This is a genomic window from Pseudobdellovibrionaceae bacterium (assembly GCA_020635075.1).
Taxonomy (GTDB): Bacteria; Bdellovibrionota; Bdellovibrionia; order Bdellovibrionales; family UBA1609; genus JADZEO01.
The window spans coordinates 964,055-988,639 of the sequence record JACKAM010000001.1 but is presented as its reverse complement, the minus strand read 5'-3'; the positions used below and the strand labels follow the sequence as shown (position 1 = coordinate 988,639).

Below are 24,585 nucleotides of genomic sequence, written 5' to 3'. Positions count from 1 at the left end.
TCCCGAGTGTGAGCAGAATTTCACGTAGCCGTCTCAGGCTGGGCATCCCCCCCCGTCCCGGTGTTTCATCGTGGTACGAAAATTGAACTCCCACACCCTGCTACTCATCAATCGGTCGCGTGGAGGGCCTGTGTCCAAATTGAAATCCCCTTTCCCGATGAATCTGGGGACATTTGTTGTCCTCTCTGCCCTTTTTGCGGCTCTCTGTCTTGAGACCGGAGCTTGGGCCCGAAGCCGTTGCCGGGAGGATGTTTCCGGCGAGGTAAAGGTCACCCACCTCAACGACCTGGAGAGGGTGCGCTCCATCAAAGGGCCTGAGCTCCGCCAGCAACGCAAAAGTCTTCGCCAGTGGGAGCAAAGGCGCCAAGATGGAAAACCCGTGATCCTCGTTTCAGTTCCTTCGATTAACCTTCCCAAGGCCGAAATTGCTGGCATCAAGGGCATTGAATTTTACGAACATCGAGGACTGTGGAATATCCTCCGCGCCCGGGACCCCAATGTACACGTCATCTTCATTTCCTCGCAGAGGGTTCCTGACTTTGTAGTTGACCATTTACTTGAAGGCCTTCCGCCGGCCGAGGCAAAATCGATGAGAAAGCGCATTCATTTGCGCAGCCTCAATGATACTGGTTCGGACTACCTTTCAGATAAAGTTCGCAACAGCCCCGAAACTCTGCATATGATTCGAACAACTGCCCGTCAGATTCTAGGCGAGGACATTAATTCGGCAAATACTGTGCTCAATGGTTTTATCAGCGAATCCAGTCTTGGCCGCCTAGCCTCAGAGCTTGGCATTTCTGTGACCAACATCCATCCCTCTCTTGGCTACTTAAATTCGAAAGCGGGAAATCGCGAGGCCGCCGCTGAGGCACATATCCCCTTCGCCGTTGGCTTCAACAGTGTGCGCTCCACTGATGCAGCGGTAAAAACGGTCGATATCCTGTTTATGGAAAATCAGGGCGTTGGCAGTGCCTGGGTGAAAACCAACTACGGCACCAGCGGTGAAGGCATCATTAAGGTGCCATTTGAAGATCTGGCCATTACCCCCTCGACTCCAAAAAAGACTCGCCACCGCCGAATACGCGAGTTTCTGGAAGAGGCCGAACAAAACGGCAAGACCTGGAAAGAGGTCTCTGCTCGCCTGGCCACCGATGGAGGCGTGAATGAGCTGGGCGTCCCCCACAAAAGGGCTCCCAGCGTGCAGCTCAACATCGGTGGAGATGGAAAGATTGATCTTCTCTCGACGCATATGCAGATCCTGCAAGGCACCACCTACAAGGGAGCTCGCCAGCCCGCTTACGACGATCCAGTCCTGGTTAAACTGCTTACCGATTATGCTTTGTCTTATGCCAACACTTTGGCCCGTCACGGAGTGGTTGGACGCGTGGCTTTGGATTTTTTTGAGGTGAGTAATGCCCTCGGCAAGTCAGATTTCGTTTTCGGCGAAGCCAACATCCGCGAGGGCGGCACCACCCACCCGCGGGAAACCGTGGCTATCCTTAACGACGCTTACTACGACCATCAGCGGGGCGGATTGGTCTCCCGCGCCACGGGCAAAAAACTCTATTACGTCATGACCGATAATTTTGTTCGCTCTGAGTTCGTCGCTAAGGAACTGGAACTCCTGTGGTGGTACTTTACGAAGCAACCCGGATACCAGGACTTGGTGTTTGACCCAGCAAAAAACTCAGGCGTGAAGTTTCATATGCTTTCGGCCATCCCCCAGCACGGGAAGATGGGTTTAGTTGCCTTTGGTCGCAATCCGGCCGAAGCCCAGCACCTGCTGGAGAAGGCCGAGCGCCTGATGGAGGACGCGGCCAGAATACTGGGGCAGCGTTACCCATAATGTTGGGCGTCACGCAGGAGGTTGAACCCCTTTCCTTTGGCGCCTAAGCCTTCGAAGTTTCTTGCATCTGAGCCACAACCACAGGTAGAAAATGACCTCAATTTGAGGGGGATTCATGAAGGCACTTCCTGTGGGGACAGGTGGAACTTTCTTATGTGTGGTTTTTGCTTTTGCACTCGGTTTCGGCATGAGTGCATGGGCCACCCCCAAACCCCGGGATCAAGCTCTGCGCGAGCTTTCTCAAGCCCCAGCCACCATTCAACCTCAAAGCCCGGCCACAGTGGAAATCCGCCAGGATATTCTCGCCCGCGAAGAAGCTCACTCCCCTTGGAGCCTTGGACTCTTTGTGCAGTTTTTTGAGCCGGGCGGATTGGGCTCCCAGCGTGGCGGAAGCGAATACCAGCTGAACCAGTTAAAACCCACGTCCATGTTTCGCCTGGAAGGCCGCTGGTATTTAGACTCAGTAACCAAGGCAAGCGCCACCTGGCTGCCCCAAGTCACCGCTCAAGCCAGCTACTCCAGTCAAGATGTGAACCTCACCACCGCCACAGGTTTCCGGTATCAGCACACCCGGCTCTCAACCCTCCTCACCTCGACCGGATTTCGCCTTGGCCTACGCCCAAAGGGATGGCCAACCTTAGAACCTGCTGTCGGACTCGGCTTGGGACAGGCTCTTAACTTCCAAACCAGCAAAAGCGATTCTGCCACTTTCTCCAAGTCCAACAGCTATTGGTCCATGACTGCCGCATTGAGGTGGTTCCTTCTTGGCCAGTGGTCAATGGAAATGCAGCTGGAATCGAGAAGCCCTTTTGCTTCCACAGCAAAGGTCGATGTTCAACACACCAATCTCATGATCGGCGTGAACTGGGGGCGAGGCCAGTGATGAATTTTGTCGGTTATATCAGTGGAGCAATTGCCACCTTCATGTTCACAGCGGGCGGAGCCCGCGCCGAAGTCTTGCGTCTTAACCCTCAACATGTGGTGGATCGAATACTGAGTCAAGGTCTTACGCCACAGGAGCTTGCTCTCGACGAACAGCAAAAGGAAAAGGAATATCTGGAAGCTCTCAGCGAACTGGATTGGACTCTCGGAGCCGAGACCAATTTCGAGGAAGACCGCGGCGAAAGCCTCACGGGCACCAGCAATCTCAAAGATCAAAAACTGGTGATGGGCTTGAGTCTCAACAAAAGTATTTCTAGTGGAACGGACTTTGAGCTCGGCTATCAACGTCAGTCGCAAAAGAGTGAACTCAGCTCCTTTGCGCAAAATATCAATCTGCCGGAAGCACAAACCCAGGACCAGCTTCATCTCAAGATTTCCCAGCACCTATGGCAAAACGGGTTTGGCACTGCTCACCGCTCACGCCTGAGCCGAGCCCAAGAAGTTCTTAAAAATGCCTCCTCGCAAAGACTCGAAGGACTCGAAGATGCTCTCGTGGAAGGTATGAAAAAGTATTGGGATGCCTTTGTTGCTCAGGAAAATCTTAAAGAAAGCCTGGCCGCCAAAGACCGTTATGAAAACCTAGTCAAGATTGTTGGCAATAAATCTAGGGTTGGCTTCACCAACCCCGGGGAGTTGTCCCGAGTGCAAGCGGAGTTCGAGGAACAGTTGCAAAGGGTTAAATCCAACTCTCTCGCCTATTTGACGGCCGCCGATGAACTCCTCGTACTGCTTCGCTACCCGGTCGGCCAAGACCTGGAGTTTGAAATCAAAGAGGTTCTCCCGCCTCTCCCGCGCCTTCAGGCCAAGGATCTGAAACAACTGCGCCCCTACCAAATTGCTGAGAAGGAATTGGCCATCGCTGCTGATGATCTTCGCTGGAGCCGCTCCCAGCAGGCTCCCCAACTAGACCTTGTTGGCGAAGCCCGCTTCACCGGGGTTGAAGAACAACCTTCGGATGCTTTTGCGGAAATGTCGGGCTTGGGTCGACCGACCTACTATATGGGAGTTCAGTTCTCCACTTCCCTTGATGGACGACAGAGACGGGCAGAGATCAGCTTTAAAACCGCAGAACATAAACGCAAGCAGCTTCATTTGCAGAAGAAAGCCGATGAACTGGAAAGTCAGCTCCGAGAAAAGGAACGCCAGAGCCAGGCCCAGCTGCAGATTGCCGAAAGTGCCGGACGCATGGTGGACCTGCGCCAAAAGGCAGTCAAGGAACTGGAACGGGCTTACCGCCAAGGTCGCTCGACGATTAGTGACGTGATACTTGCCTACAATGCCTTTTTTGCCGCGCAAACCAAAAAGTCACGCGCCATTGGTGATTACCATATTGCGCTTAACGAATTGGCCTCCACACGAGATGAGCTCATTGCCGGCTACACGGTGCAAACCAAGGAGTCCGGCCAATGAAACAACTGCTGGGCTTTTTCATTTCCAACTATAAGCTGAGCTGGCTATTGATGGCCGTTTTGGTTTTGATGGGCTTCATGGGACTGCGTCAGGTGAAGCGTGAGTCCAGGCCACCTGTGGACTTTGCCCGCGTCACGGTGGCCACTATTTACCCTGGAGCCTCCCCCGAAGAAGTGGAAGAGCAGGTCACTCTTAAGATAGAAAACGAACTGCGTGGCATTGAGGGGGTTAAGGACATCAAGTCCCTGTCTGCCACAGGCCGCAGCGAGATTGCCCTACGCCTGGACATCGACAGCGGAGACCCGCTTAAGGCCCAGGACGAAATCCACCGTGCCGTGCAGAGAGTGCGTGGCCTTCCCCAGGACATCAAAGATACCCCCAGCGTTCGCGTGGCCAATGCCAAGGAAATCCCCATCCTCGAACTCGCTCTCATAGGCGGCAATGAAAATCGGCGTCGAGACCGGCTCGCCAACGACCTCAGACTTCTTCTTGAAGACAGTCGCGGAGTAGCGGACGTCGTCATGAGTGGCTATCGGGAAAGGGAGTTTCAAATCCTGCTCAAACCAAATCTCATGCAGCAGGCCTATGTGGGAATCGGCGAAGTCGTGGATGCGGTCAAACGCCGGACCCTCAATATCCCGGCTGGCTTTATTCGCAGCCCTGACAATCAACGTCTGGTTCGTGTCACAGGACAAATTCAGTCAGCCGAAGAAATGGGCGAAATTATCATTCGCAGCAATTTCAGTGGTCAGAAGATTCGCATTCGGGATGTAGCTGAAATAAAAGATGGAATGGAGGATCCCTCGGTGATGGTGAGGGTCAATAGCGAGCCTGCAACCTTAATCACCGTCACTAAACGGGCTGATGCAGATGCCATTCGCGTGGTTGAAAATCTTAATAAACAGCTTGAAGTATTTCGCAAAGATAAGCTCCCTGACGGCTATTCCCTTATCTCCTATAACGACGAGGCCAGCCGCATTGCGGAGAGGCTCGATATTGTCGTCGTCAATGGCCTTTCTGGCCTCGTTTTGGTCTTGGTTATTCTCCTGTTCTTTCTACCCGGCTCTTTAGGTTTCGTCGCCTCCCTCAGTCTGCCTCTAGCGATTTTAGGAGCTTTGGCCCTGATGCCCCTCATGGGGGTCAACTTTAACAACATCACCATGCTGGCCCTGGTGATTTCGATTGGCATGCTGGTTGATAACTCGGTGGTAATCAGTGAGAATTATGCCCGTCTGCGCGCTGAAGGCTATAAGCGGCAACCCGCCGCACTTAAGGCTGTTCATCAATTTTGGCTCCCCTTGACGGCAACTGTGCTCACCACCATCGCCGCCTTTTTACCAATGCTTGTGACCAAAGGGGTGATGGGTCAGTTTATCCGCTGGATTCCTATTATGGTGAGTATCGCTCTGGTCATGAGTCTGATTGAGAGCTTTATTTTACTCCCCAGCCGTTTGCAGTTTACGGTCTTGGACAATGCCGGGAACAAAGACCCAAGTGCCGAAACCAAGACAAACTGGTTTGAACCTCTGCGCATTAGGTTTGAACGTTTTATGGACCTTTGCATTCGGCGTCGCTATCTGGTGTTCCTAGCACTTTCCCTATTGTTGTTGTCGAGCCTGGTCCTCGCACGTTACGGAAATCGTTTTGAACTCTTCCCTACGGACGACGTGGAGTATTACTTCTCGGGATTCTCAGCGCCTATTACAACTAATCTGGAAACTATGGATAAAATGACCAAGCGGGTTTCCGAAGAGGCGACCCGAGTGCTCGGCAATGACAATATCGATTATGTCATTGCCAGATCCGGGGTCTCCCGCCGTTCAGGGAGCGAAAACTCCGTCAATGGCGAATACGTGGGCATGATGGTCATCGCTGTCACAGCAAATGCGGCCAAAACCCTCGACCCACAGGAAGTCCTGCAACGCTTGCGTACCATCGATCGGGGTCAGCTGGAAACACTCACTTTCGATGCTTCGAGGCATGGCCCTCCGGTTGGGGCCGCTCTCAGCGCAACTTTTAGATCCAAAGACTATAGGCAACTCAAGAGCTTTGTGACTGAATTCCAGGAACAGTTAACAAGGATTCCCGGCGTGGTGGACGTTGAAAATGATGAGGTTCGCGGCGGACCGGAGTATCGGATCGTTCCCAACCACGGGGCGATCTCCAGTATGAATCTGGACACGCAGACCATTGGCGTGGCACTGCGAACTGCTCTCCAGGGTGCTGTTGCCACGGAACTCACTTTGGATGGGGACGATTTTGATTTACGCATCCGCTATGATGACCAGCAAAGGGAAACCTTTAATGCTATCAAGGCCACTCACGTCATGGAAAAAACCGGCAAACTGATTCCTCTTTCTTCCTTGGTGCGCATTGAAGACACAGAAGGCCCGGCGGTACGCAAACACCACGATTTTAAACGCTCAATCACAGTGCAAAGCGGGGTGATCCCATCAGTCATCACCTCAATCGCCCTCAATGAAAAAGCCCAGAGCATTGCGGCTAACCTGAAAAGGACCTATCCGGCAGTTACCTCCGTTTTCGGCGGGGAACAAGAGAGTACCCAGGAATCCATGACGTCGCTGCAACAGGCCTTGCTTCTCGCCTTGCTCGGCATCTTTGCGATATTGGTCTTATTGTTCCACAGTTTTCTACACTCGGGCCTTATTCTTTCCACCATTTTTCTTGGGTTGGTTGGGATTAGTTGGGCGTTCTTTCTTCACAACCGACCTTTGAGTTTTTTAGCTATGATTGGCACCGTGGGGTTGGCTGGGGTAGTCGTCAACTCGGCCATTGTTCTGGTGAGCTACATTAACGATCTCAAGCAAGAAAAACCTCACTTGGATTTACACCAGATTCTAGCTCAGGCCTCTGGGGCCCGACTGCGCGCTGTAATGGTGACAAGCCTGACCACCATAGGAGGTCTTTTGCCGACCGCTTATGGATGGGGTGGCTATGAACGCATGCTTGTCCCCATGACCTTGGCTTTAGCCTGGGGTCTCGCCAGCGGCACCATTTTAACTTTGATTTGGGTTCCATGTGGCTATGCCATTGTCGAAGACATTTCGCTATGGTGGAAATCCCGCCTATCCTGGTTACTGGGCCGCTTTGAGGAAGGGGCAGATACGCCCAATCCAATGACCATGAATAATTCACCTGATGATCAACGTCTTCACTCTTCGACCAAGCCAATGGAGGATCGTAACCATGATCTCACTCTGTAGAGTAAGTGCACTTTTGTGCCTGTTGTCTCTGTTTGGATGCAATGTAGGATTGACACCCGACAAGGATGTCCCGGATGAAAATCGCCAGGAGATTCTTGGTGTCTATGATCAGGTTGAAGGGGTTTACGAAGGAAGTCTGACCAAAAAAAACGAGAAGGGCGAAGAAGTGGATCGCTATGACGTTGAGATCCGCCTTTTTTCCATGTCCAATTTTGGCGGACGCAACGAGGACGGCCGCCTGGCCTCGCGGCCCGAACTGATTGGCCAGTACCGACGCAAAGATGCGATTTTGGCCACTGACGATAAGTTTTTCCAGGCCTCCTTCAATGAAAAGACCGGTTTTTTTGAAATGGTCTATGCCGGTCAGGATTTTTCGGGCGGAAACAACGGCGGTGCCTCAAACAGTCTACGTGCGGCAGTGAGTGGCTTTATATTCAATGGCCAGATGACCAATGCCCAATACCGAATACGCTCTGGAATTGTGGGTGAAATCGAGGCCATTCGCGTGACTCGGCAAGTGATTGCCCCGAGTGAGCGGGACTTAACTGATTTGCGCCATCGACTGAGTCAGTTTTATTCTCCCCTTTTAGGCGACTACGTAGGCACGGTGGTGGAGCCTGCAGGGGTGACCAAAACTCGCCTGCGCATTCGCATCTACCTGGTGGACGATCCCTTCGGTGGTTCAGTAAAGCTTAAGGCCCGAGTCCACATGATGGATATGCAAATCAGTTCCGACCGCTGGGCCGACGTCACCTTCTATGCTGAAACCGGAGAGGTGTGGATGGAAGGCCTGCCCAACCCCAACGTTGGCACTGTTCCAGGGGCTGGCTATTTTTCGGCCAGTGGCTTTTTGCGCGACGGGACACTGGAACTCACGCGGATGGCGGACCATTTGGGACCAATGGGCAAGTTTAGGGCGGACAAAGAGCCCTATGGCACCCGCCTCCCTAGACCACTCCCTTGAAGTCGAGTCGGGGTAGGTCTAGTTTGCCCATAATATAGAAACCAATTCCATTCATTTGCCGATAAATAGTCGGCATGATTGGTTCTTTTGAATTAAATTTTCTCACTGTAGTGCTTGCTCTTGTGGTCGGCGCATTGGCCCTGACCTTGGGGTATTGTTCTCATTTGCGCCACCAGCTACGAAATGAGAAAGATCGTTTTAAAACCTTGATTGAGGCGGTCCCCTGTACCATTTCCTGGGTGGATGAAAACCTCACCTACATCGCCGTGAACGAGAATCTTGCCAAATTGTTAGGCCTTGAACCCGAGCAGATTGTCGGCAAAAGAATTGGATTCCGCGGCGGAAACCAGGACTACCTGGAATTCGTCAAACGCCTTTTTCACAGCCCTTCAGACCAGCTCAACTACGAGTTCTTGGTGAATACGGAGCAGGACCCACGCACAATTTTGAGCGTGGCGAAGAAATACAGTGGCGGCACCGCCGCCACTATTATCGGCATCGATATCACCGAACAAAAAATGGCCGAGAAACTCATTGTTGATCAACAACAGGCCCTTGTCGCTCAAGAAAAACTCTCTGTTTTAGGACAGGTTTCAGCCGGCATTGGCCACGAAATCAAAAATCCCTTGGCAGCCATCATTGGCCTACTGGATCTACTTGAGTTTCGTGTTAACTCCAAGAAAGAACTTCCCCCTGAGGATATCCTCGTCAATATCGAAAAAATGCGCAAGATGACCATGAGGGTAAATGCCATCGTCGATTCCCTTAAGTCTCTTTCCAGGAACAGCGAAAACGATCCATTTGTTGAAACCTCAGTCAAGCAGATCATAAATGAGGTGAGGGAAATCTACGAGAGCAAATTAAGATCCGCCGAAATCCAGTTTGATGACAGCGCCATCCCTGAACATCTCAAAATTGCCTGTCGTGAATCACAAATTGGCCAGATTTTTCTCAACCTAATTGGAAACTCTATCGATGCCTTGCAGGACCTAGATGAAAAGTGGATCCGCATACACGCTGTATGCGACCAGAACCAGATTGTCATCACCTTCACTGACAGCGGATCCGGGATTCCCAAGGATTTAGCCGATAGGATTCTTGAGCCCTTTGTCACCACCAAGCCCCGCGGCAAGGGTACTGGCTTAGGACTCAGCATCTCCAAAGGGATCATGGAACAACATGGGGGGACCCTCAGCATTAATAGCGAATGTCCCAACACCCAATTTATCCTGACCTTCCCCGTCCGCACCCAAATGAGCACCCCCCTCGCCAGTTAAGCACACCCCCACCCTCTCAAAAGTTGATCTCATTAATGCGTTTCTTACTTGGCCGCCAGACTCCTACGATCAACACGCTTAAAACCTCAGACACAGCGTCCGGCAGCAGCGCTCTCTCTCAGAGCGCAGCGCCAAGCCGAACTCGGTTTTAAGCATATTGATCCTCCGGAGTCTGGCTCGTCAATTCAGGAACCAGTATTAATTTCGATCGAAGGGCAGTCGCCTTCGTCGGGGGCCCCTTGACTATTGATCCACAAAACCATGTGCCGCCTTTGTCCGGGAGAATGGTCGGCAAAGGGCCTGTTGTCACTGACAAAGGATTTTGTGGATCAATAAACAAGGGGCCGGCTTTAACGGCTAAACTCGACCCAGAGAAGCCCACGCAGGTCTCCGGCATGAAAGCCAGTGGCCTGATCATCTGGATAGAGTTTCTTGATCTGCTGTGCCACCTCGGGCTTTAGGTTTTGCCCGTGGCAATTCACACAAAGGGGCATGGTATAAAGAGGCTCTGCATAGCCGATGCGGCCATTGGCGAGCACCACCACTCGGGCTGCGGCCGGAGTGTTTAAGCGTGTGGTTTGCCATTCTTTCAATAAATCCTCCATCCATGGCTCCCCTTTATTGTTTACATTGCGCAATTTCCAACTCGTGCGCCCCATGCGAACTCCCTTTTTTGCCGCCTGGGCTGTCACTTCTTCAGCCCTATCTTTGCAGACGGCAATGGCCTTCACCGGACCGCCCTCCTTTAAGCCTTTGGAAAGCTCACCCACCAATTTTGTTTTAAGTTCCAAAGCCTCCTGTTGTCCGCGCTGCATGTAAACCTTCAATTCGGACTCCATCATATCAGATTTTTTGTTTGAAACACCTGGCCCCACGCAGGCGGACAAACCGCCAATCACCAGCAACGTGAACAGACCTTCAAAGCTTCGACTCAACACAGGTGGCCTCCTTGATTTCTATTCCAGGATGCTCTAAAAAGGGACCAGGAGCAAGGATGAGTCTTGAAGCAAAAAAACTGTTTGACCTGTTGGGACTGGAATTCGATGAGGCCCGCCATCATTTTCAAATCAGCGAGTTACGCCTTAACCTTTCGCAACGACTCGGAGCAGAGCTTCTCCAGCCCCCACATCAATATCGGGTTCCGCGCATTTCAGAGGACAACACCTGTGGATTTGGCATGGTTCAAAACCCTTTTGAACTCAAGTGGGCCTTCGAGCTTCACGACAAAAACCTTCTTCGCCTAAGTCGCCTTTATACGGCTCTGCATTGGCTCAATGAAAAAGTCCATCTCGATTGGCTCGGACTCTACCAAAAGTGTGAGGGCCTGAGCCAGCCGAGTTTTATTGACGATAATTATGGAAACGAACTCGATCAACCCAATCTGATTAAGCTGTGTTACATCGGAGCCCCAAGTCGAGCGGCCTTCCCTTTGACTCAGGAGTTTGCCCGGCAGAGCAACAACTCCCGAGCCTTCCTGAATCAACAACCTCTCTTGATTCAGGATGTGAAGGAAGCTGTGGCCGATGGTGCCCCCTATTATGAATGTGATCCGGCTGTCAAAAGCGAGCTCTGTCTGCCCCTTATCTGGCAAGGACTGGAGATTGGCCTATTTGATGGCGAGGCCTTCACCAAGAACTTTTTTGATGGCGACAAGATCAACGCCTGTTTGGCCTTGGCAGACTTTATCGCCGAAGAGGGACTCCTGGTTTAGTCTAATAATCGGATTTTAGGGACTGATCCCGCTTTCCTCTTTCAATGGCCAGGTGAATAAGCTTTTCGATCAAATCCGGGTAGGAGATTCCTGAAGCTTTCCACAAGGAGGGGTACATACTGATTCGGGTAAAACCCGGCATGGTGTTTATCTCGTTCACCCAGAACTTTCCGTCGGCGGTCAAAAAGAAATCCACCCGCCCCAAGCCAAAACAATCCAAAGTGGCAAAGGTTTTAAGGGCAAGGTCCCTGACTTGGGAACTTTGATCATCCTCAAGGCGGGCGGGAATGACCAAGTCGGCGCCGTTCTCGTCCACGTATTTGGCTTCATAGGAGTAAAAATCCCCCTTAGGTACGATTTCGCCAGCAACCGATGCCTGGGGAGGATCGCCATCCAGAACAGCCACTTCAATCTCGCGGACCTTCTCGCCCTTTTCTACTAACACTTTGTGATCAAACTGAAAGGCCTCAGCGATGGCCGCATCCAGTTCTGATTCACTTGTTGCCCGATTGACGCCCACCGAGCTTCCCATGTTGGCCGGCTTGACGAACACTGTTGGTCCCAGCTCGCCCAATATTTTTTTTGCGTCCCACTTGTGCCCTTGGCGGCGATTCAATGTGACCCAGGGTAAGACTGGCAAGCCGCTATCGCGCAGAAGGCGCTTCATCACATCCTTATCCATGCCTACCGCCGAGCCTAAAACATCTGAGCCAACAAATGGAATCCCAGCCAGCTTTAACAAGCCCTGGACAGTCCCATCCTCACCCATCGGCCCATGAAGAATTGGGAACACCACATCCACCCCTTCAAGAGTCCCTGTTGAGGCCACCAAGGCGCGGTCCGAAGTCCCCGGGGCTACAGAGATCGGCATTCCTGCGGCATTTAATTTAATCAATTTTGGATTCTGAGACTCCAGCAACAATTGAGAGGACTCATTGAGATGCCAACAGCCCTTCTTGTCCACGCCAATTAGGACGACATCAAACTTCTCCCGATCCATGGCCTCAATAATATTGCGGGCACTCAACAGCGAAATTTCATGTTCCGCTGATTTGCCGCCAAAAAGAACTCCGACACGAATTTTTTTCTGCTTGGTCATAACCGAATCCTATCATTTCAAACCCGCAGGGCAACAGGCACATCTATGTAAATTCCCAACCACCGATCATCGCAAAAGTGACATTTTGTTCGACAAAATAGGTCGAATTTTTTTCGGCCAAATCTCATTTTCTGTCAATCGACTCAACAAAATGAACGAAAAAGACAATTTTCACAATTTAAATTCATCTTTGATTTCAAGGCATTATGTTTCTCATTTTAAGTCACGCTACGAGAAGTCGTGGAGTCCCGCTCAGTTAGGCCCAGGACACACCTATGGCTTCACCCTCTTTAAAAACCAGGACTTTCGTCGATAAGATCAGTAACACCTGCATGTAAGCTCCTATTTCTCTAAAGTTCCTACAAAAGGTTGGACGTGTATCAACGGACCATTGGTCCGAACAGGGGGCTTTTTGCCATGAAAAGAACAGGCGCTTTATTGGGCGTTAGTTTCGCCGTTCTTTTGTTGACGGTTGGGTGTGATAAGAATTCACCCAGTTTTTCAATTTTGCCAGACACGGAAGTGTTCTTTCAGAACACTGGCGCGGTGTCGGCCAAGATTGACTTGCTGTGGGTCATCGACAATTCAGGGTCGATGCACACTTCGCAACAAAATATTGCTGATAACTTCGAAAGCTTTATTGGCGATTTCGCCTCGCGAAGTTTCGATTACCGGATCGCTGTCATTGGCTCCGATGCCTATCGTGAAGCCTTTACTGGTAACTCCAATGTTTCTCTGTTTAAGAGCGCCGGAGGAGTTCCCGTCATCACGCCGCAAACCCCAGACATTGCCAACGTCTTTATTGGCAATATCATGGTTGGGACCAGCGGCTACGGTGATGAGCGGACGCTTCACAGCATCCCCTGGGCACTTAACAACCCCGGGAATGCCGGCTTCTTGAGGGCGGACAGTTTTTTTGCCGTCATCCTTGTCAGTGACGAAGACGACTTTTCTCACGATGGTAGCGCCTACATTAAGAACCAATACGACGCTTACACCAATCCTGGTCACTCCTATTACGATTCAGCAAAGGGACATACCATTGCCAAATATATGGAGTACTTGGAGACCCTCACGAACTCGAGCGGGGCGACCAAGCGGTTTAGTGTCAACTCCATTGTTATTCGCGATGGCGATTCTGATTGCCTCTCAGCGCTTTCGGGTGGTGGCCGCATCTACGGCAAGCGTAACCAGGCCATGGCTGAAGCCGCTGGCGGCGTGGTCGGAAGTCTCTGCGGTGACTTCGCTACCGAACTTGAAACCATCTCAGAGAATATTCTGACTCTCTCGACTCAGTTCTTCCTCAAGCGAGAGCCAATTCCTGAGAGCATTACAGTTAAAGTCAACGGACAATTCGTGCCGCGGGTCGAGGAAAATCCTGGACCCCTGTCTGGTGGTTGGGTCTATAATGCTGAGGCTAATAGCATTTTGTTCTACGGGGATTACATCCCTCAGGCCGGGGCTCAGATCTTGGTCGACTTCGATCCTGTTAATATTGAAATCTAATTGGTCTACCTAACGCGTCAGTTTAACATAAGGGAATGAACCGGTTTCTAAAGTTACTAGTGCTGGTCATTCCCTTTTCTTTTTTGATGGGAACCTGGTGGGGACTGCGCAGTATTGAAAAGCGCTTCCTCTTTCGCAACCGGGCCGGCACAGAGATCAAGCTCCTTTATCGTCGAGGTTACCTGCCCCCTCAGGTCTTAACTGGATTCGAGGAGAAAACCGGCATTCAGGTCGTAGGCATCCCCATGGAGACGGATCAAGCCCTCTGGGAGGAAATTTCCGAGCGGCCGGCCAACTACGACCTGATACAGCTTTTCTCCTACATGGCTCAAGACCCCGTCGGCTCGCAAATTTTTGCTGATTTAGACAAATCACGAATCCCTAAAATCAGTAAGGTCTCCGTTGATTTCATCCGCCTTGCCTATGATCCTGATTTTCGTTTCCTTCTCCCTTTAAATTGGGGACTCAACGGCTTTCTTTGGAATCCCAAGGTGGGCTTGCCTCCGGGTGACATGAAATCTCTGATGATCGACAAAAAGCTAAAGGGACGTATTTCCCTACTTCCTCAACAGGTCGAGATTTTTAGTTTTCTTGAAAAAACGGGCACCCTCCTTCCCGAGTGGCTGGAACAGGAAAAGTGGGAACAGCTGGCCATGGCCACCAAAGATCTCCTAGATCAAGTGTCCATTTCCAATGATTTGCCTGGCGAAATGTGGAAACAGGGCAAAGCCGATGTGATTCAGGTTGCCAATGGGCCCGCTTCCGAAGTGATTATGAATCAAGGGGAAACACCCCCCACTTACTGGCTTCCCGAGGACAAAACCAACTTGTGGATCAGCCTGGTCGGTATCTCAAAAACTACCTCTCACCTCAATGAGGCCCATGACTTTCTCAACTACTTGCTAGAGGATTCAACCATTCAACATTTTGTCGCCTTTAACTCCCATGCCACGGCCATCAAACCGACCAAGGCTCAGCACATCCACCCCATGCAACACCCCGAGTATCTGCGGCAGATTGCCCTAAATCGGGTACAACTCCAGTCTGACACGGCTTCCTTGACTCCCATTTGGTTTCGGACCTTGAGTAAAGCTCTACCTGAGGTATTTCCTGATCCCAGGGAAAAGCGAGATGAAGCTCCACCTCCACCGACTGAGACACCCGTCGATCCAAAGGCGCCCAAGTCCTCCGAGAAGCCAATCATCCAAGTCGTAAAGGAAGCTCTCCCGCCTTCAAAACCCGTATCAAGAGCCCCCTCACCCCTTGCAATCAAAGAGAACAAACCCAAACCGCCTGAGACCAAGGCGGCTCCGGCTCCACCACCACCTCCTCGCGAGCAGAAAACCACAGCTCCCGCTGAGAAACCCAGACCAGTGGCAAGAAAGGCCAGTCCACCGCCTGAGCCAAAACCAAAGCCGGTGCTAGCGAAACCTCAACCCCGTCCTGTCATGAAGAAACAATCTGCCGCAGAGGACTCGAAATCTCCCCCAACCAATCACCCAGCTCCGGCTCAAACCAGTCCAACGCCCCCACCAACACCGGTGACGGAATCTAAGGCTGAGAGTAAACCCGTCTCACCGCCTGCGACCAAACCAGGATTGCGGCCCGTCGGCTCCACCTCCAAAGTAAGGCCCGTGGGTACGACAGTTACCGCTCCCTCTCCCCCGTCCGTCACAACTCCTCCCGCGCCAGTAAAAAAGAAAACCACATCTCCCCCGGAAGAGGCGACGGAGGAAGAACCCACAACCGACGTGATCCCCGCCGATGCCGACACAATAACTGAGCCCGCAGGCGAAGAGGGCGAGTCCTCAACCGATGAGGATTCCCCATTTGACTAACTTTCCCATAAATTGCGATATCAACAATTGCTAGACAGACAGATAGCGAAATGACTAGGATCACTCCATGACTCCAGTCAAACACCCATATGTGGCATTGGAAAAGGTCCCACCCGCGCAGGACCTGATTTATGTCCTTTGGACAGCATCAGGAGTGTGCAACCAAAAGTGCAGCTACTGCCACCCGCGTTTTCACGACGGCAAGACGTCCTTTCCAGAGATCAACAAGGTGATTGGCTTTCTTCAACACCTGCTGGACTCGAATCCTGAGAAGCGCCTTTATCTGGTATTTTCAGGTGGCGAACCCACTCTATGGAAGGACATTGGCCCTTTTTTGACATTCTGCCGCGAACAAGAACGCTTGATACTGGAACTCGATTCCAATGGTTCACGACATCTCAATTGGTGGAAAGAAAATTTGGACTCCATTAATTTTCTCGTTCTCAGTTACCATTGGGAGTTTGCCAACCAGGATCGTTTCATTGAACTTCTCCAGGTCGCGGGCCCCAGTATCCCGGTTCATGTCTCGATCCTTGCATTGCCCGAATTTTTTGAGCAGAGTCGGCGGCTCATGGACACAATTCAGGAGTTAGCTCCTGAATGTTCAGTCAAAGCCAAGGCCGTACGATTGGCAATGGGCGCGGAGAATTATCCCTACACTCTAGAACAAAAGAATTGGCTTCTCAAACATGGCAGCCGCCACCCGAGAACCCCCATTCACCCAATCCCTTTGGATCTCAGCAAGCACATTGTGCAACGAAGTGCCGATGGCCACATCAAAGCCTTCAATCGTTCTACGGCAAGCCTTCTGCGCCAAAACCGATGGAAGGGCTGGAAGTGTTTCGCGGGTATTGAGAGTTTCAGTATCGATGTCGATGGTTCCATCTATCGAGCCACCTGTCGTGTGGGTGGCTCGATTGGCAATCTTCACGAGGAGGTGATTTTCCCTCGCCAACCTGTCATTTGCGATAAAGATAATTGTGTTTGCTTAGACGACATTTGGATTAGCAAAAGATTGCCAGAAGTTCGTTCTAGCGGGGAACAAGAGTGATATTTTTTCGCGCTAAAAGGGGGTTCTTGAAAATTTGCCCCTCCGCATCCATACCGACGATCTCCACTTCCAATCGGTGTTCGCGACGAACCCCACCAGTATCCTGAAGACCGGGACGCACGAGGCGGACTCTCATTGAAAAACGGCCGTTGACACACAGGCCATTTAAGCCCAAGAACTGGGACGTCTGAATCATAGTGTTATCCAGGAACAACTCCCAAATGATCACATTTTGGATGTATCCTCCCTCATTGCAATCTCCACCCACATCAAATTCAGTTTCGGCGGGACCGATGGGGAGGTTATTTTCCGAGTTAATTTTAAGCTCCATAAACTCAGAGCTCTGATTGATACAGTCGTCCGTATCCACACAACGAGTGGTCAACTCGGCAAACAGATTGTTCTCTGAATACACGTCGCAGTTGGTGAAGTAGGTCAATAAGACCGCCACCCCAAAACTGACAAACCCAATGGATACGAATTTTCTCATCTTCTCCCGATCCCTATAGGCTTCCGATATCTCATATCGGTACATAGGGCTGAATTCTTAAGCCCCACCCTGGTCTTATTGACTGCATCCTCTGTACCAGGCCACCTCTAAGATGGCGATGTCTGAGGGTTTTTGCCTGTTTATCTTTTTTTCATGTTTCAGGATCTAAACAACTGAAATCACTAATTTTCATTCATTCTGAATAAAAACAAAGGTATAAGCCCCCATGGCAAAAATCTGGAGATCACTGCGCTCAAAATTTGGTCTAATTCTGCTGATCGCCATCAGCCTGCTTTCCTTCAATGCCATTTCAGGTCTGTTGCTTTCGGGAAAACCGGCGGTGTTCCGTTTTCACCTCCTCGGCGAGCCCATGGACTTGGATCCTGCTCACATTTCAGGAGCTTCGGGCAGTTATCTCCTCTACAACTTATATCGATCTCTCTATCGTTATCGGCCCGGCATCGGACTCGTCCCAGAAGGTGCCACCCATTGCAATTGGCAAAACCAAAAGCGACTCACCTGCTATCTGGACCCTTCGCGAAAATGGAGTGACGGAAGCGCGGTAACAGCGACCCAGTACGTGAATGCCTTCCGCCGGCTGGTTGATCCTGCCACTCGCTCGGTACAAACCGAGCTGCTCCTCAGCTTGGCAAATGCCAGGGAAATCCTGGCCGGAAAACTGGAGCCTTCCAAGTTGGGAATCAAGGCAAGGTCTTCTCACATTTTAACCTTTGATTTGGCGACTCCCGATTCAGATTTTGAGTACCGTTTGGCATCTCCTGCTCTGGCTCCACTCCACAGCCTTCCCATAGCCAACAAATCCCGGGCCCAGGAAGTTGTGGTCAATGGTCCCTATCGGGTTGCGGAATGGGGAAACCGAGGGCGCATTCGGCTGGAAGCCAACCCTCATTATCCTGACGCCCAAAAGAGACCGGCAGTTGAGGTATTGCTCGTCGATGATGACACCACAGCCTTGCGCCTTTACGAGACAGGGCACTTGAATCTGCTTAGGCGCCTGCCATCTATTTTGATCGATAAGTATCGCTCTCGCGCTGATTTTTTCCAGGTACCTCTGGCCCGCTTCGATTACCTTGGTTTTGGCCCGGCACTTAAAGATAAGCCTGAACTCCGTCGAGCCCTTACTCTTGCCCTGGATTATGACAAACTCAAAGAACTCTATCATGCTCTTGGCCGACCAGGCTGCCCCAGCCTTCCTATTCACTACATGAAACGTCCGCCCTGTTACCCCTTTGACCAAGATGAAGCTCGTGCGCTGGCTGCTAACCACAGGTACCCTCCGCTGTCCCTTTCAGTGATTGGTTTTAGCAAAATGGGGGGAGACGACATCCAGCGCGGAATGGAATGGCTACAGGGACAGTGGAGCCAGAACCTGGATTGGAATTTCCAGTTAGATGGCCGCGAACAGGGAATGTATCTCCACCAGCTGCAGGTGACTCCCGCTATGGTTTTTCGCAAAGGTGTTTCTCTCGATCGACCCACCTGCCTAGCTGCCTTGGAGAATTTTACTTCTCAACACAGAGAGAACTACCTGAAGTACCACAATCCTGCATTTGACCTTTTAGTTGAAAGGCTCCGGCTGGAGACCCAGGCCCATCGACGCCAGGATATCTGTCAACAGGCGGTAGAGACCCTGATGGCAGATCACATCATGGTGCCACTGGGTGAAATTCATTTCTCCATGTTGCAGGACCAAAACTTTAAGGGCTGGGAAATCAATGAGTTAAATCAACTCGACCTCACTCAGCTTGAAGTGGCAAATGCCGAGGACAGGGCCAACGTCTCGAATTAAAGCACTCCATGGGGACAGCCGATAAGACTGTATTGGCCTAGCAAGGAGTGAATATGGCAAAAAAAGGCAATCCAGAAAACCAGAATCAAGGTGGCGGATCAGTTGCGAAAATACCTGAGCGCTGCCCGGTCGAAAAATGTGGCAAAAAGGTGGTTCGATCCGCATTTTGTGAAGAGCATTTTGTATGGTTCAAGGAAGGACTTGTGAATCGCAAGGGCGAAAAGCCAAAGGACTTCGACAAGAAGTATCAGGCTTATGTGCGCAGACAGCACAAAGCCGCCTGATCCATCGCCAAGGAAATGGAAACAAAAAAGCCGACTTCACCAAGTCGGCTTTTTGCTTTTCAAGGGGGCCAAATCGCCCGTCAAAATTGGGCGAGAAACACCCAGCTGAGCGCAAATGAGATGGCGAACACTTTAAGACCGAACACCATCAGATGGTAACTTGATACTGGGCGCATGAACAGAGTCCTTCCTGGACGCAGAGTTTACCCAATTGTCAATCCTCGACAGTTTTGCTAGTTCTAGTTTACCCATCACCACATGGGCGATGTAGTCCACTCGACCACAACCTGACCAAAGGAGTGATCCATGGCGAAAACGGCTCTGATAACCGGTGCGGGAAGCGGCATCGGTCAGGCTATTGCGCAAGCCTACTCAAAGGCAGGATACGAGGTCTGGCTCCTCGGGCGAAACCCTAAGAAGCTGGAAGCCACCGCGCAGTCTTTGGATGGCCCTGCCCAGGTTTTTCCCTGCGACTTGGCAGATTTGGACCAGGTGGAAAAGATGGGTAAAAGCATCCTCTCCTCGGTTGGCAGCAAAGGCTTAAATGCTCTTATTCATAATGCCGGCTTGATCAAAAGAGCCACCTTTCTGGAATCCACCCGTAATGAATGGCAAGAGAGCTTTCGCGTCCACCTTCTCGGCCCCGTTTTGCTCACCCAAGCTCTACTGCCTCTTCTGGAAAAGGCCGCCCCATCCGCGATCGTCAATGTGTCATCGACTTTGGGACATCGGCCCGTTCCTGGGACAGCCAGTTACTCGGCATTAAAATCCGCGGTGATCAATTGGACACTCTCCTTGGCGGTTGAATTGGCCGACAGAGGCATTCACGCCAACTGTGTGTGCCCTGGAATTGTGGACACCCCCATTCACGGCACACTCTCAGAGGACCAGAGGAATTACCTGGACAAGCTTCAGCCCTTGGGTCGCGTCGGCACCGCGGAAGAAGTCGCCAGAGCCGTGTACTTCTTAGGCTCAGGGGAGTCTTCCTGGACGACGGGAAGCGTTCTCAATGTAGACGGAGGCATATCTCTTGTGTAGAGGCTCCGACAAAGGAACTTTATGAATTCTCAATCCTCTTCTCCATCGGCCACCTTTGTTCGTCGCGTTCATTTTTCCTGCGGGCACCGCTACGAGAACCCTGCCTGGAGTGAATCTAAAAATCGCGAGACTTTTGGTGCCTGCTACTCACCCCATGGACACGGACATAACTATGTGTTGGAAGCCCACTTCACGGGACCGATTGATTCCGCCAGCGGAATGGTGATCAACCTCGTTGATGCCGACCGATTGCTGGCTCAAATCAGCCTGGAACTGGATCACCGGTTTCTCAATCAGGACGTGGAATACTTCAAAAACCACATCCCGACCACTGAGAACATAGCCCTCTATGTGTACCAACGACTCAAATCCTTGGTCGCCGACCCTGCGCTTATTCAACGAGTCCGACTTTTCGAATGTGACGACATTTGGGCTGAAGTGGGCGCTAGCGGTGGGCTGCTCTAATGGAGAAGACCACCAAGGTGCGATTGGCTTACACTCTGCCTTTACAAATCTGGTTTGACTCTGTAACCATGGGTGGACCACTAATCTCTGACTTTCATCTCACCTTTCATTTGCTGGGTATACCCAGCCCGCAAAGTGGCTGGGTATACCCGCGCCCAAGCCTGGAGGCTCTGGCCCAAAATGAGGCAGTTAAATTGGCTGGTAAAAGGGGCGAGAATGGTCCCTATGAGTTTCTACAGAACGTTTGGGGCGACATCAACAAGACAAAGCTGGGGCCCTGCCTTGAGGCGATTAGCCTCTCCTGGAACCAAGGCTATCGTTGCCTGTTCCTTCCTTAGCTATTCGATATCAGCAAATACACAAATGTCGAAAGCACCATGGCCACGGCCGAAAACAAGGCAACTCCCTGAATAACGTCGACCCAGCGCCAAAGGCTGCTCATCGCGGTTTTCTGCTGACGTACCACTCTTTGACTCATATACTCCCACCATCTGGGCCGCACCACCGACCCAAGATTAATTTTAGTCAATCCCCGGAAAAGGTGAGAAGATTTTGACAATCTCTCGGAAACTTTCTCGAAAGAACTCAATGTTTGCCTCATTTGGATTCGATTCATTCCCATTTTTAGGCGGAGGTCACACCCATGGGTGAGGAAAAACTGAGGCTTTCCAAGTTAATGGCCAGTCAAGGAATTTGTTCCCGTCGTGAGGCCGACGACTTGATCTCCAAGGGCTGCGTACGTGTTGATGGAGAGACCATTACTGAACTAGGAACTAAAGTCCTTCCCTCGGCAAAAGTCACTCTCAGTCAAAAAGGCAAGGATCTTCTTGGGAAGAAAGTCACCATTATTCTCAATAAGCCCATTGGCTATTTGTCGTCACCATCGGATGACCCTTATCCTCTCGCCCAGAAGCTGATCCTACCTACCAATCAAGATCGTCGTGATCGTAGCCGCAACCGGTTTAGCCCCTATCATCTAAAGGGCCTTGCATCAGCGGGCCGCCTAGACATCGACTCTAAAGGCTTGTTGATTTTGACTCAAGACGGAGTGCTGGCGAAAAAGATCATTGGTCAGGAAAGTCGCATCGACAAAGAATACCTTGTACGTGTCGAGGGAGACATTACAAAGGCAAAATTGGAGACTCTTCGATTTGGTTTGAGCCTGGACGACAAACCGCTCAAACGAGCAGGAGTCAAGGAGTTGGAACCGTGCCTGTTGCAGTTTGTATTGCTTGAGGGGCGTAAAAGACAGATTCGGCGCATGTGTGAGGCGGTCGATCTAAAAGTGGTCTCCCTGAAGCGAGTTCGTGTTGGACGGCTGAAACTAGGCCCCCTTAAAGAGGGGCAATGGCGCTATTTGGGTAAGAAAGAACAGGTCTAAGCCCTCCCCCCCTCCGTTTATTTCCAGCCTTGTCAAAGCTTGCCTTTTACCAGTCCCGCAGACATCATGTTGACTCAAATCGAATACCGACAAGGATTAGGCTCATGGGAAAAGGTTGGAAAAACGCAAGTAAGGTGGCAATGGCGGCAAAGAAGGGCGCCATGTTCACCAAGTTCGCCCGAGAAATCGCCGTATCGGCAAAACTAGGCGGGCCCGACCCAGCATCCAACTCCCGGCTTGCCTTGGCCATTGCCCAGGCAAAGGCGGCCAGCTGCCCAAAGGACACGATTGAACGGGCGATTAAAAAAGGGGCTGGTATCGGTGACGACGGTGTCACCTATGAAGAAACGGCCTACGAGGGATTCGGCCCCCACCAGGTGGGAGTGATCGTTGAATGTCAAACGGACAACAAAAATCGAACGGTCACGGAGATCCGCAACATCTTCAAAAAACATGGCGGCCAAATGGGAGATTCCGGAAGTGTTGCCTGGATGTTTGACCGCGTGAGCTTGGTTGAAGGGAAAAAAGAAGCCGTTGGGGACCCGGAGGAAGAAGCCATTGAGGCCGGAGCCAACGAAGTCGAAGGCCCGAGCGAAGAAGGAACCTATAGTTTTTATGGGGTCCCCGAAGATTTGGACAATATTCGCTCAACCCTTAGTGAGAGAGGCTGGGAGGTCACCGTTGCTGAGCTCAGTTACAAGGCCAAAAACATCACTGAACTTAACGAAGAGCAGACCCAAGAGGTGCTTACATTTTTGGAAGCTCTCGATGACAACGATGACTCTCACCGGGTACATGCGACCCTTCCATAAGGTTTCCCTCCTGGCGGATCTAAGATTGCCATGAAGGCCCCCGGATGTTAGGACCACCTCATGTCTAATCTTACTCTCCGTCAAAAAGAACTCATTGAGGAGTTCTCCCAGCTCAACTCTTGGGAGAATAGATACAAACGCCTGATCGCTATTGGCAAAGAACTCCCTGAGTTACCTGAGGAAAAAAAACGGGACGACTACAAGGTGAAGGGCTGCCAAAGTCAGGTATGGCTACTCGCCCGTCTCGATGATAATAAGAAAATTCAATTTGAGGCAGACAGCGATGCCATGATTGTACGGGGACTGGTCGCCATCCTATTGCGAGTCTATTCTGATGCCACTCCAGACGAAATACTCTCTACGCCGCCTGATTTCGTCAAAGAAATGGGTTTCGAGGCAAACTTGTCACCCAGCCGCGCCAACGGACTGATTTCGATGATTAGACAAATCATGTACTACGCCACGGCCTTTAGGGCCTTGCTGGCAAGCCAACAGGCCTAGGAGATTTGGCCTTCCACGAACATCGACGATAAGCCTGCACCACCCCATCAACATAAGGGCGAGCCTCTCGCGCAAATTCCCGTTCCCAGTCTTTCGGCCTCAATCCTTGAACCCATGAATAGGCGCCAAGGAGAAACTCCCTTTCTCTCCCCAGCCAATGATCCCAAATTCTTTGGTGTTCCCAGTCGGAGAGACACCAATTCTGGCCATCTCCACTTTTGAACTCAAGCCGTTTCAAAAGAGCCATTTGGGATTTGAAGTCTACGGGCAAAAAGCCGGTAAGCAAAAGATACTCCTGGCTCAGATTGACCTCCACGAAAAACAAAAACTCGTTAAAGGCTCGCCAAAAACGTTCGCCGGCCTCCCCTTGTTCGCTTTGACAAAAGTAGGAGCGACATTCGGAACTCCTCAGACGCCACACTCCACAGCCACCCGTGCCCTTCGCAAAAAAGGGGCAGAGAAGATCGGGGTTATTGCCAAATGCCCCTGCGCTTTTGTTAACAAATCGCCATTGATAGGCCGGAGATGGGCCAAGGCCGACAGGAAGGATAAATTGTCTTTGCTCCAGCTGCCTGAGAATCAAACCCCTGCCCTCCCCTGGCTCTGCTAAAACGCCTCCAACCAAATAGTTGGGCATTAAGGGATAAAAAGTGCAGCATTTTAGACTCTCTTGATAGCGCGGTCGGGACCCTTTCCGGATTTGAGGGCATGATTCACAGGTGGCCAATGATTCCTGCACCCGCAGCTCCAAAACTGGCGCAGGAAGAAAGGAATGATAAAGATCAGGTAACGACTCACCAATGAGGCCCATTCTTTTTGCCTACACTGAACCACCGAAGCCTGTCCACAGTCTGATCACCGGTCGAACCAATTTTGGCCCATTACCGGGAATGACCATTTTTGCTCCGATGTCGAATAATTACGTTCGTAATTACA

General features: G+C 51.3%; 23 protein-coding genes. 18 read left to right on the top strand and 5 right to left on the bottom strand.

The features are described from left to right. The first annotated feature begins 130 nt into the window (after positions 1-130). The 6 genes from H6624_04270 (at position 131) to H6624_04245 (ending at position 9,663) form a co-directional block, all read left to right on the top strand. Complete coding sequence (locus H6624_04270; GenBank protein ID MCB9083531.1) at positions 131-1,846, top strand: hypothetical protein; 1,716 nt, start codon at positions 131-133, stop codon at positions 1,844-1,846. Between the two features lie 115 nt (positions 1,847-1,961). Then, the gene (locus tag H6624_04265; protein ID MCB9083530.1) at positions 1,962-2,729 is read left to right on the top strand and encodes a hypothetical protein; all 768 of its coding nucleotides are present in this window, start codon (positions 1,962-1,964) and stop codon (positions 2,727-2,729) included. Further along, positions 2,726-4,198 (top strand): TolC family protein, encoded by a 1,473-nt coding sequence (locus tag H6624_04260; GenBank protein MCB9083529.1) that lies wholly within the window; start codon positions 2,726-2,728, stop codon positions 4,196-4,198. The genes H6624_04265 and H6624_04260 overlap by 4 nt, the downstream gene beginning before the upstream one ends. After that, positions 4,195-7,422, top strand: coding sequence for an efflux RND transporter permease subunit (locus H6624_04255; GenBank protein ID MCB9083528.1), 3,228 nt, complete (start codon positions 4,195-4,197; stop codon positions 7,420-7,422). Before H6624_04260 ends, H6624_04255 begins: the two co-directional genes overlap by 4 nt. Further along, positions 7,406-8,386 carry a hypothetical protein gene (locus H6624_04250; GenBank protein MCB9083527.1) on the top strand — a complete coding sequence of 327 codons (981 nt, stop codon included), beginning with the start codon at positions 7,406-7,408 and terminating at the stop codon, positions 8,384-8,386. The genes H6624_04255 and H6624_04250 overlap by 17 nt, the downstream gene beginning before the upstream one ends. 74 nt (positions 8,387-8,460) lie before the next feature. Beyond that, positions 8,461-9,663: a PAS domain S-box protein gene (locus tag H6624_04245; GenBank protein MCB9083526.1), complete on the top strand. Its 1,203-nt coding sequence runs from the start codon at positions 8,461-8,463 to the stop codon at positions 9,661-9,663. A gap of 350 nt (positions 9,664-10,013) precedes the next feature. On the opposite strand, the gene H6624_04240 is transcribed toward H6624_04245, so the two are convergent. Further along, a complete protein-coding gene (locus H6624_04240; protein ID MCB9083525.1) occupies positions 10,014-10,601 on the bottom strand; it encodes a DUF3365 domain-containing protein in 588 nt (195 codons plus the stop codon). A 56-nt stretch (positions 10,602-10,657) separates the two neighbouring features. Here H6624_04240 and H6624_04235 point away from each other — a divergent pair, with 56 nt between their 5' ends. Then, the gene (locus H6624_04235; GenBank protein MCB9083524.1) at positions 10,658-11,374 is read left to right on the top strand and encodes a hypothetical protein; all 717 of its coding nucleotides are present in this window, start codon (positions 10,658-10,660) and stop codon (positions 11,372-11,374) included. 1 nt (position 11,375) lies between these two features. Here the strand turns inward: H6624_04235 and ddlA are convergent, their stop codons facing one another. Continuing rightward, on the bottom strand, positions 11,376-12,473 hold the full coding sequence (ddlA, locus tag H6624_04230) for a D-alanine--D-alanine ligase (protein MCB9083523.1): 1,098 nt from the start codon (positions 12,471-12,473) through the stop codon (positions 11,376-11,378). 417 nt (positions 12,474-12,890) lie between these two features. Between ddlA and H6624_04225 the strand changes: the two genes are divergently transcribed. The 3 genes from H6624_04225 to H6624_04215 all read left to right on the top strand — a co-directional run bounded on the left by H6624_04225 (position 12,891) and on the right by H6624_04215 (position 16,868). Then, positions 12,891-13,979 carry a hypothetical protein gene (locus H6624_04225; GenBank protein MCB9083522.1) on the top strand — a complete coding sequence of 363 codons (1,089 nt, stop codon included), beginning with the start codon at positions 12,891-12,893 and terminating at the stop codon, positions 13,977-13,979. Positions 13,980-14,014: 35 nt separating this feature from the next. Further along, positions 14,015-15,817, top strand: coding sequence for a hypothetical protein (locus tag H6624_04220; GenBank protein MCB9083521.1), 1,803 nt, complete (start codon positions 14,015-14,017; stop codon positions 15,815-15,817). Between the two features lie 67 nt (positions 15,818-15,884). Next, positions 15,885-16,868, top strand: a complete 984-nt coding sequence (locus H6624_04215) for a 4Fe-4S cluster-binding domain-containing protein (GenBank protein ID MCB9083520.1) — start codon at positions 15,885-15,887, stop codon at positions 16,866-16,868. On the opposite strand, the gene H6624_04210 is transcribed toward H6624_04215, so the two are convergent. Beyond that, positions 16,849-17,358 carry a hypothetical protein gene (locus H6624_04210; GenBank protein MCB9083519.1) on the bottom strand — a complete coding sequence of 170 codons (510 nt, stop codon included), beginning with the start codon at positions 17,356-17,358 and terminating at the stop codon, positions 16,849-16,851. The two genes, H6624_04215 and H6624_04210, sit on opposite strands and share 20 nt — an antisense overlap. A 226-nt stretch (positions 17,359-17,584) precedes the next feature. Here H6624_04210 and H6624_04205 point away from each other — a divergent pair, with 226 nt between their 5' ends. The 5 genes from H6624_04205 to H6624_04185 all read left to right on the top strand — a co-directional run bounded on the left by H6624_04205 (position 17,585) and on the right by H6624_04185 (position 21,293). Beyond that, positions 17,585-19,168: a peptide ABC transporter substrate-binding protein gene (locus H6624_04205; protein ID MCB9083518.1), complete on the top strand. Its 1,584-nt coding sequence runs from the start codon at positions 17,585-17,587 to the stop codon at positions 19,166-19,168. Positions 19,169-19,221: 53 nt separating this feature from the next. Beyond that, positions 19,222-19,452, top strand: a complete 231-nt coding sequence (locus H6624_04200; protein ID MCB9083517.1) for a hypothetical protein — start codon at positions 19,222-19,224, stop codon at positions 19,450-19,452. A gap of 306 nt (positions 19,453-19,758) precedes the next feature. Beyond that, positions 19,759-20,490, top strand: a complete 732-nt coding sequence (locus tag H6624_04195; protein MCB9083516.1) for an SDR family oxidoreductase — start codon at positions 19,759-19,761, stop codon at positions 20,488-20,490. Positions 20,491-20,511: 21 nt separating this feature from the next. After that, the gene (locus tag H6624_04190; GenBank protein MCB9083515.1) at positions 20,512-20,955 is read left to right on the top strand and encodes a 6-carboxytetrahydropterin synthase; all 444 of its coding nucleotides are present in this window, start codon (positions 20,512-20,514) and stop codon (positions 20,953-20,955) included. After that, entirely contained in the window at positions 20,955-21,293 is a 339-nt protein-coding gene (locus H6624_04185) for a hypothetical protein (GenBank protein MCB9083514.1), read from the top strand. Before H6624_04190 ends, H6624_04185 begins: the two co-directional genes overlap by 1 nt. Here H6624_04185 and H6624_04180 read toward each other — a convergent pair. After that, positions 21,290-21,433, bottom strand: coding sequence for a hypothetical protein (locus H6624_04180; GenBank protein ID MCB9083513.1), 144 nt, complete (start codon positions 21,431-21,433; stop codon positions 21,290-21,292). The two genes, H6624_04185 and H6624_04180, sit on opposite strands and share 4 nt — an antisense overlap. Before the next feature lie 165 nt (positions 21,434-21,598). Between H6624_04180 and H6624_04175 the strand changes: the two genes are divergently transcribed. The 3 genes from H6624_04175 to H6624_04165 all read left to right on the top strand — a co-directional run bounded on the left by H6624_04175 (position 21,599) and on the right by H6624_04165 (position 23,649). Continuing rightward, positions 21,599-22,336, top strand: coding sequence for an rRNA pseudouridine synthase (locus H6624_04175; protein MCB9083512.1), 738 nt, complete (start codon positions 21,599-21,601; stop codon positions 22,334-22,336). Between the two features lie 104 nt (positions 22,337-22,440). After that, a complete protein-coding gene (locus H6624_04170; protein ID MCB9083511.1) occupies positions 22,441-23,148 on the top strand; it encodes a YebC/PmpR family DNA-binding transcriptional regulator in 708 nt (235 codons plus the stop codon). A gap of 60 nt (positions 23,149-23,208) precedes the next feature. Next, positions 23,209-23,649: a SufE family protein gene (locus H6624_04165; GenBank protein MCB9083510.1), complete on the top strand. Its 441-nt coding sequence runs from the start codon at positions 23,209-23,211 to the stop codon at positions 23,647-23,649. On the opposite strand, the gene H6624_04160 is transcribed toward H6624_04165, so the two are convergent. Then, entirely contained in the window at positions 23,618-24,232 is a 615-nt protein-coding gene (locus H6624_04160) for a hypothetical protein (protein ID MCB9083509.1), read from the bottom strand. The two genes, H6624_04165 and H6624_04160, sit on opposite strands and share 32 nt — an antisense overlap. Positions 24,233-24,585: the final 353 nt, after the last annotated feature.

Coding starts and splice junctions, on each gene's coding strand:
- H6624_04265 (MCB9083530.1), top strand. CDS start 1,962: ATGAAGGCACTTCCTGTGGGGACAGGTGGAACTTTCTTATGTGTGGTT.
- H6624_04255 (MCB9083528.1), top strand. CDS start 4,195: ATGAAACAACTGCTGGGCTTTTTCATTTCCAACTATAAGCTGAGCTGG.
- H6624_04250 (MCB9083527.1), top strand. CDS start 7,406: ATGATCTCACTCTGTAGAGTAAGTGCACTTTTGTGCCTGTTGTCTCTG.
- H6624_04245 (MCB9083526.1), top strand. CDS start 8,461: ATGATTGGTTCTTTTGAATTAAATTTTCTCACTGTAGTGCTTGCTCTT.
- H6624_04235 (MCB9083524.1), top strand. CDS start 10,658: ATGAGTCTTGAAGCAAAAAAACTGTTTGACCTGTTGGGACTGGAATTC.
- ddlA (MCB9083523.1), bottom strand. CDS start 12,473: ATGACCAAGCAGAAAAAAATTCGTGTCGGAGTTCTTTTTGGCGGCAAA.
- H6624_04225 (MCB9083522.1), top strand. CDS start 12,891: ATGAAAAGAACAGGCGCTTTATTGGGCGTTAGTTTCGCCGTTCTTTTG.
- H6624_04220 (MCB9083521.1), top strand. CDS start 14,015: ATGAACCGGTTTCTAAAGTTACTAGTGCTGGTCATTCCCTTTTCTTTT.
- H6624_04215 (MCB9083520.1), top strand. CDS start 15,885: ATGACTCCAGTCAAACACCCATATGTGGCATTGGAAAAGGTCCCACCC.
- H6624_04210 (MCB9083519.1), bottom strand. CDS start 17,358: ATGAGAAAATTCGTATCCATTGGGTTTGTCAGTTTTGGGGTGGCGGTC.
- H6624_04205 (MCB9083518.1), top strand. CDS start 17,585: ATGGCAAAAATCTGGAGATCACTGCGCTCAAAATTTGGTCTAATTCTG.
- H6624_04200 (MCB9083517.1), top strand. CDS start 19,222: ATGGCAAAAAAAGGCAATCCAGAAAACCAGAATCAAGGTGGCGGATCA.
- H6624_04195 (MCB9083516.1), top strand. CDS start 19,759: ATGGCGAAAACGGCTCTGATAACCGGTGCGGGAAGCGGCATCGGTCAG.
- H6624_04190 (MCB9083515.1), top strand. CDS start 20,512: ATGAATTCTCAATCCTCTTCTCCATCGGCCACCTTTGTTCGTCGCGTT.
- H6624_04185 (MCB9083514.1), top strand. CDS start 20,955: ATGGAGAAGACCACCAAGGTGCGATTGGCTTACACTCTGCCTTTACAA.
- H6624_04180 (MCB9083513.1), bottom strand. CDS start 21,433: ATGAGTCAAAGAGTGGTACGTCAGCAGAAAACCGCGATGAGCAGCCTT.
- H6624_04175 (MCB9083512.1), top strand. CDS start 21,599: ATGGGTGAGGAAAAACTGAGGCTTTCCAAGTTAATGGCCAGTCAAGGA.
- H6624_04170 (MCB9083511.1), top strand. CDS start 22,441: ATGGGAAAAGGTTGGAAAAACGCAAGTAAGGTGGCAATGGCGGCAAAG.
- H6624_04165 (MCB9083510.1), top strand. CDS start 23,209: ATGTCTAATCTTACTCTCCGTCAAAAAGAACTCATTGAGGAGTTCTCC.